The organism is Zongyangia sp. (assembly GCF_965361945.1).
Map to the genome: position 1 here is coordinate 1 of NZ_CBDTOK010000105.1, position 4,616 is coordinate 4,616.

Consider the following 4,616-nt stretch of genomic DNA (forward strand, 5'->3'; position numbering starts at 1 on the left):
GGTGCGCTCAGCCGCCCAATATAGCGCATCCAAAAGGGCATTCCCGGTATAAACGCACCGATGTGGTCAATAACCATGCAGAAAAGGGCAAACATTTTGAGCCCCCATCCGCTGATAAGTCCTTTTTGCTTTGCCATCTATTCGTCCTCCCCATTGCCCAGCAGTTCCCGCAGCATCCGCTGGGGATTTTGCAAAAATTCTTTGGTGATAAAATAATGTTCTGTCTCCTGATAGGGGGTTAAGGTGATACCATTCTCTCCCAGTACGTAAATCTGGGCGTCCGGATACGCCATGAGGATGGGAGAATGGGTGGCGATGACCAGCTGGGATTCTTCCCGGACCAGTTCTCCCATCCGGGAGAGCAGGCTCAGCTGCCGTGCCGGGGAAAGTGCCGCCTCCGGCTCGTCCAATAGATACAATCCCTTGCCCCAAAATCGATGTAGTATCAGGGAGAGAAAGCTTTCTCCATGGGACTGGCAGTGAAGGGATTTTCCCCCGTAGGAATCATATAAGGAAATAGGGCTCACGTCGTTGAGACGTTCCACTTCGGTGGCCACATTATAAAAGCTCTCTGCCCTCAAGAAAAATCCATCTCTGGGGCGTATTGGTCCCTTGGCAATTCGCAGCGCCTTGTAAAGGCTGGAATGGGTGGCGGCCGAGGAAAAATGAAAGTTTTTGGAGCCCCCTTCTGGATTAAAGCCATAGGCCACGGCAATTGCTTCCAACAAGGTAGATTTTCCGCTGCCGTTTTCTCCCACGAAAAAGGTAACTGGGCTTGTAAACTCCAATTCCCCCAACTGTTCTATCGCTGGAATCTGGAAGAGATAGTCTTCACAGAGTTCTGCCGCGTTTTCTTTGAGAGTAACCGATCGAATATACATAGTCCTTCCCCCTGCCCTCTAGTATAGCACAAGATACACAGCAAAACACCCGGCAATCAAGATTGCCGGGTGTTGCATAGGAACGATTTTGTCTTGGCTAAAATCCCCGAGAACTGCCGCCGCCGCCAAAGCTGCCGCCGCCTCCGGAAAAACCGCCGCCGGAGAATCCTCCACCACCAAAACCGCCTCCGCCAAAGAAGCTGTCGTTGTGGTGATGTCCGCGATGGTATGGCATGAACAAAAAGCCTCCCCCACCGCGACCGCCACGGCCGCCGCGACCACCGCGGACAATGGCGGAAATGGCGATAATACCAAAGATGACAAGGAAAGGAATAAAAGCAGTAAAGAGATTTCCGATGTCATTATCCTCCTCTACAACCTCTTCGGCAGAGGGGAGCTCATCTCCTACCTCTATGCCATATTCGTCATAGACAAGGCTCAACACCGCTTTGTAGCCCTCTAGCATTCCGGTGGAATAATCCCCGTCTCGGTAATAAGGCAGCATATATTTATCCTGGATCTGCCCGCTACGCAGGTCGGTGAGCGCACCCTCCAGCCCATAGCCTACCTCAATACGGCTTTCCCGTTCTTCCAGTGCCAGGAGAAGTAGAACGCCGGAGTCATCCTCTTCATCGCCAATCCCCCAGCTTTCTGCCAGGGTATAGGAGAAGCTTTCCAGATCCATACCATCCATAGAAGGGACGGTGACCACCACCGCCTGGGCCTTGGTCTGCTCAAACAGGCTGACCCCTAACTGATAGATGGCATCCTCGTCCTCTTCATCCAGCACATCGGCAAAGTCGTTGACAAAAAAGCGGGAAGTGGGCTGCAAATCCTCCGGGGCTGCACCCATCAGTAGGATGCAGATAATGCCCAGCGCTGCAATCAAACGCAGCTTTTTCATAAATGAGTCCTCCGCTTCTCGAAATATTTCTCTTTTCTAGTTATGCGCCAAAGTCCACAGAAGGCACCTGTTCCGCTCCCTCAGAGGCCTCAAAGTATTCGGTCTGTTCAAAACCGAACATAGAGCCGATGATGGATGTGGGGAACCGCTTCAGGCTGGTGTTATATTCCTGGGCTGCCTCGTTGTATTTGGTCCGGGCTACTTTGATTCTGTTTTCGGTTCCCTCCAGCTGATCCTGGAGGGCAATAAAGTTTTCATTGGATTTAAGCTCCGGATAGTTTTCCACCACCATCAACAATCTAGATAGGGCAGAACTCAACTCAGAATCCGCCTGAGCGCTTTCTTGGAGGTTGGTTGCCCCTGCCAGCTTGCTTCTGGCATCGGCAATCTCGGTAAAAATTTCTTCCTCCTGGCTGGCATATCCTTTGACCGTTTCTACTAGGTTGGGGATCAGATCCGATCTTCTTTGCAGGTCCGCTTGGATATCGCTGGCGTATTTCTGTACATTCTCCTGCTTACTGACAAGGGAATTATAGGTGCCAATACCCCAGCCCAAAACAGAGACAATGAGCAGCACCAAAACGCCGACAATCGATAAGACCACAATAGTTGATTTTTTCATGATTTTCCTCCAAATCAGTTTCGGTTTGTTTCTTCACCTATCATCTTCATTGCCCTGCAGGGTGTTCCGATGTGGTATGGATATATCATATCCGAAGTTCGAAAATTTAACAATGTCAAAAAAACGCCGGTTTCCCCCGTTTTTGCCCGGTTTACCCTGTTTGTGCCCAAGAGGCAACCGGCTCGTATCCGGGGAAGCTACAGTTCATTCGGCCCCGTTCTATTTAAAATACATATAAAGCTGACATTTGAGCATACCGTTATATAATTTGCGCCGTTTGTCCGCCTTCCGTCCAAAAATCCGTTCAAAATCCTCATCTGGGCTGATGATATAGTATTTCAGATATTTTCTATGCTCAAATACTTTTCCCATGGTATGATAGATTTCCCTGGCTTCATTGACTTCCAGCATCCGCTCTCCATAGGGAGGATTACAATAGATGACCGCACTCTCCAGATCGGTGGCAAAGCTCCTGATATCTCGTTTTTCCACCCGAATTCTCGGTGATACGCCTGCTTTCTTCGCATTATCCATGGTCAGCTCCACTGCAGCATCATCAATATCATAGCCAAACCCGTGAAATCCAGCCTGCTTATCGATAGCGGAAAGCGCTTCCTGCCGCGCTTCTTTCCACACACTCTGGGGAATAACACCCCATCTTTCACAGTCGAAGCGGCGGTTGATCCCTGGAGCAATATTCATAGCAACCAGTGCGGCCTCTATCAAAAAGGTACCGGAGCCGCAAAAAGGATCGATGACGTTGGCATCCTTCCGCAGCCGGGAAAGCTGGACAATCCCCGCTGCCAGTGTCTCCTTGATGGGCGCCAGGTTGGAATTTCTGCGATAGCCCCTCTTATGCAGCCCAGGGCCTGACGTATCCAACATGACGGTAACCATATCTTTCATAATGGAAAACTGAATCTGGTGAAGGGACCCGGTTTCCTCAAACCAGGACTGATGATAGACCTGAGATAACCGGGTGACAACCGCCTTCTTGATAATGGACTGGCAATCAGGGACGCTGTGAAGCTTTGAATTGAGCGACCATCCCTTGACTGGAAAGGCATCCTTTTTCCCGATGAAATTCTCCCATTGAATGGCCTTTACTCCCTGGAATAAGTCCTCAAAGCTATGAGCCGAAAAGGTTCCTAAGATAATCTGGACCCGTTCTGCCGTACGCAGTTGGATATTGGCCCGGGCCAAATCTGTAAAATCCCCGTCAAAGGCAACTCTGCCATCGGTGACTGCAACATTCTCAAATCCAAGCCGTCGCGCCTCGTCTCCTAAGACCCCTTCTAACCCAAACATGCAGGGGCAGGATAATTTCATCTTCATTGTATGACTCCATTTCTCTTTTTGACTTTTTGGGCGGGTATAAATGCCATCCGCCATCTTTTAAATTCGAATAATTTTATTATAACCGATGACAAAGGCAGCTGCAATTCATTTTAAGACGAAAAGGGCCAGCCGTGTTCGGCTGGCCCTTGTGCTTTCATATCGTGATTTTCTTAAAGATTATTCTTCAATTTCAGGTTCAATAAGCCCATAATCTCCGTTCTTCCGTTTATAGACAACACAAATATCGTTGGTTTCGGCCTGGCGGAACATAAAAAATTCATGCTCCAGCAGATTCATCTGCAAAATTGCCTCATCCACACTCATTGGCTTAATGGCAAAGCGCTTTGTCTTGACTACCCGGTACTCTTCCGGCTCTACAGCGTCCTGATACTCCGGTGCAAAGGCATTGACACGCAGCCGTTTTTCCAGACGGGTCTTGTTTTTGACGATCTGTCTGACAAGGGAATCGACAACCACTTCCAGGGAATCAAACATGTCACGGGTCGTTTCCTCCGCCCGGAACACCATATAGGCTGCCCGAATGGTAACTTCCACCGTCTCTCTGTCCCTCTCCCGGGATACGGTGACCACAGCCACTGCATCCTGGTCAAAAAAGCGATCCAGCTTTTTGAGTTTTTTCTCAACGCGGGCCTTGAATGAATCTGTGATGGTTACTCTTCTGGCATTAATTGTGATGTTCATAAATCGGACCCCCTTAACTTGTACATTAAACAATTTATCTAAATTGTTTAATATTATTATAGCATAAATTGTTTAAAACAGTAAGACAATTTCGGAATTTTCTATGAATTTGGATATATCTACAAAAGAACTGCTATAAATCTGTGGTTTTGTTCCCTGTGATAGAGTC

Annotated in this window: 5 protein-coding genes; all 5 read right to left on the minus strand. The window is 48.6% G+C overall.

The genetic code is table 11. The features are described from left to right. Window positions 1-137 precede the first annotated feature (137 nt). Window positions 138-881 (minus strand): AAA family ATPase, encoded by a 744-nt coding sequence (locus ACZ25G_RS07050; RefSeq protein WP_463681981.1) that lies wholly within the window; start codon window positions 879-881, stop codon window positions 138-140. Between the two features lie 97 nt (window positions 882-978). Further along, on the minus strand, window positions 979-1,785 hold the full coding sequence (locus ACZ25G_RS07055) for a TPM domain-containing protein (RefSeq protein WP_463681982.1): 807 nt from the start codon (window positions 1,783-1,785) through the stop codon (window positions 979-981). A gap of 40 nt (window positions 1,786-1,825) precedes the next feature. Further along, the gene (locus ACZ25G_RS07060; RefSeq protein ID WP_342681131.1) at window positions 1,826-2,407 is read right to left on the minus strand and encodes a LemA family protein; all 582 of its coding nucleotides are present in this window, start codon (window positions 2,405-2,407) and stop codon (window positions 1,826-1,828) included. 219 nt (window positions 2,408-2,626) lie between these two features. Continuing rightward, window positions 2,627-3,742, minus strand: a complete 1,116-nt coding sequence (locus ACZ25G_RS07065) for a THUMP domain-containing class I SAM-dependent RNA methyltransferase (RefSeq protein WP_463681983.1) — start codon at window positions 3,740-3,742, stop codon at window positions 2,627-2,629. 180 nt (window positions 3,743-3,922) lie between these two features. Further along, on the minus strand, window positions 3,923-4,447 hold the full coding sequence (gene hpf, locus ACZ25G_RS07070) for a ribosome hibernation-promoting factor, HPF/YfiA family (protein ID WP_191482860.1): 525 nt from the start codon (window positions 4,445-4,447) through the stop codon (window positions 3,923-3,925). Between the last annotated feature and the right edge of the window lie 169 nt (window positions 4,448-4,616).

Bases quoted from the DNA above. Each gene is read 5' to 3' on its own strand.
- ACZ25G_RS07050 (WP_463681981.1), bottom strand. From the start codon at position 881: ATGTATATTCGATCGGTTACTCTCAAAGAAAACGCGGCAGAACTCTGT.
- ACZ25G_RS07055 (WP_463681982.1), bottom strand. From the start codon at position 1,785: ATGAAAAAGCTGCGTTTGATTGCAGCGCTGGGCATTATCTGCATCCTA.
- ACZ25G_RS07060 (WP_342681131.1), bottom strand. From the start codon at position 2,407: ATGAAAAAATCAACTATTGTGGTCTTATCGATTGTCGGCGTTTTGGTG.
- ACZ25G_RS07065 (WP_463681983.1), bottom strand. From the start codon at position 3,742: ATGAAGATGAAATTATCCTGCCCCTGCATGTTTGGGTTAGAAGGGGTC.
- hpf (WP_191482860.1), bottom strand. From the start codon at position 4,447: ATGAACATCACAATTAATGCCAGAAGAGTAACCATCACAGATTCATTC.